Source organism: Nostoc flagelliforme FACHB-838 (assembly GCF_014698065.1).
In the GTDB taxonomy this organism is placed as follows: Bacteria; Cyanobacteriota; Cyanobacteriia; order Cyanobacteriales; family Nostocaceae; genus Nostoc; species Nostoc flagelliforme_B.
Window position 1 is genome coordinate 1 of sequence record NZ_JACJSI010000654.1, and the last position, 2187, is coordinate 2187.

Genomic DNA, 2187 nt, shown 5'->3' on the forward strand with positions numbered 1-2187 from the left:
AACTTGTATGGCATTCGGCGAAAGAATACATATCTCATCGCCTATTTAAATCAGTAGAGGAACTGAAAAACTTATTAAATAGGTTGTTAAATCAGGGAGAGTTAATAATTAGATGGGGAAGAAAAATTAAAAATAAAGGTAATGCTGCTATTGCAAACTAAATGTGGAACAGCTTAGTACTTACGCTTATTAGGACTTAATCTCAATAATTCAGTGACTAACTCATAAGAATTTTCCATGAAATTGATCCAATTGTCGCCATAAAGACCAATATAAAAACTACTATGTCGTCGAATAATCCGCTTAGGTTCTTTAATTCGTCCAACATATTTTTGAACGCCCATGCGTTTAATTTTTTGACCAGATATAGTTGCAGCCGTATAGGCGAGTGAGATTAATAATATTAGGGAAATTAGCCTTTGATCTGATACATTAGTATCTTCCAAATTATAACCACCACTCTTAAAATCTCTAAACATCTCTTCAATATCAAAACGTTGTTTATAAGCTCTAATAACTGAATCTAAATGATCTAAGTTAGTAAGGATAAACCAACCCTCCTCCGGCGCAACTCCCAAACGTTTACGCTTCCATTTAGCAGCAAGGTTAAAGCTAATAAATCCTGTAGATTTTGTATATTTAATACCTTGATAAAAGAAAGAAAGTCCAGGTGCTAAACCTAAATCTCTTAATTGCAGCCAAATTTCCGGTTCTATTTCTATAAATGCATCTTTTTTTAAGCGTAAACAGAAATATATTTTCTGCTCTGTCAGCCAGTTAGCCAGTTTTATTGAACAAAATTCACGGTCTCCTAACACTACAGTTTTATAATTATTAAAAAGCGGCAATGCTTTTTTGAATACTGCTTCTTGTTCATCAAAATTGCTTGAACCTAATTTGTCTAATAGCTTAAAGTATATTGGGATAGACCTTTTATCCCAAACTACACTAATCATTAACAGATTAATACGCCCCCAATTAGTCCTGTCAATCACTACATAAATAACTTCATTTAAGGGAAAATATATCTCTAACCAGCTTTTAATAATTGGGAACCAAATTTCTTCAACATTTATATAATTTAAAGATAAAAATCGTTGGATTTCCTTTCTTCTACTTTCAAACAATATTGGAATAGGTAAAGCTGTAGCCAATGCCTCAAGACTTACAGTTTTAATAGATTGTAATAAATTTATCAGGATTTTTAGTAATAAATATTCTGCACGTCCCAATTCTCGCTTGAGGTTTGTTTCGTAGAATTCTGGTAACATTATCATTAAATAGAGCTTGTTGCGAATGAATGCTCTTTTTCTTTTACCACAAATTGCTACACTCTTTGCAATGTAAGCATTCTAGACCATTTTGTCTCCCCTCAAGGGCAAAATCACTCGTTTGTGTGTCGGATAAACCACTCAAACATCCACTTCAGATGAGAAAATGAAGGAATCAAAGCACAGAAACTCCTATCCCTCCGTATTATCTCGTAGTCTTTTTCAGAAATCAAATATAATTCCTATAATATGTCTGGTGTTTTTATTTTTTACTAAAGATTCACAATTAAATTCATTATGTTTAATTACTTCTTCGGAGCAGTTTCAAAACTAGCAAAATCAACCTTACGAAAGAAGATTTACTTAAACTAAGTTTGGTATCTTTTAAGAAATGAACAGTAAAGTTCTAAGGAATATAAGAATGCCACTCCAGAAAATAAGTGAATTTGATCCAAACTACTATAACGCTATTGAAGGTAGTGACGTTAAAGGAATGAGCGTATATGTTCAGGGAACTGATCAGAACATTGGCACGGTGAGTGATGCTGTAGTAGATGAGCTAGGAGCATTCCGCTATTTAATTGTTGACTTAGGCTTTTGGATTTCTGGTAAGAAAGTATTACTACCAGTGGGAAAATCGCGCATTGACTCTACAGCAAACCGTGTATATGTCATTGGGTTAACAAGAGAGCAAGCAGAAAATTTGCCTGAATATCAAGAGCATACAGCACTTGATTACGATTATGAAGAAAAGGTGCGTAGTGCATATCGCACATCGTCTGTAGAAGGTTCAGCACCTCTGGATCGCGGATTTCTCACCAAATCTGAAAAAAGGGGATCAAAAACTGCGAAAATGTATATATAGAAAGCATTTCAGCAGTTGTAGAGCATGACCCCAGCTTCGACAGTTCGTATA

The 2187-nt window shown here is 34.1% G+C and carries 2 protein-coding genes and 1 pseudogene; 2 read left to right on the top strand and 1 reads right to left on the bottom strand.

Annotated features, from left to right (window positions below; all coding sequences use genetic code 11):
* Positions 1-161: pseudogene (locus H6G97_RS50260) on the top strand (IS630 family transposase); the annotation flags it as partial.
* Positions 162-173: 12 nt separating this feature from the next.
* Here the strand turns inward: H6G97_RS50260 and H6G97_RS50265 are convergent.
* Positions 174-1271 (bottom strand): IS4 family transposase, encoded by a 1098-nt coding sequence (locus tag H6G97_RS50265; protein WP_190947678.1) that lies wholly within the window; start codon positions 1269-1271, stop codon positions 174-176.
* Positions 1272-1692: 421 nt separating this feature from the next.
* Here H6G97_RS50265 and H6G97_RS50270 point away from each other — a divergent pair, with 421 nt between their 5' ends.
* Entirely contained in the window at positions 1693-2136 is a 444-nt protein-coding gene (locus tag H6G97_RS50270) for a PRC-barrel domain-containing protein (protein WP_190947677.1), read from the top strand.
* Positions 2137-2187: the final 51 nt, after the last annotated feature.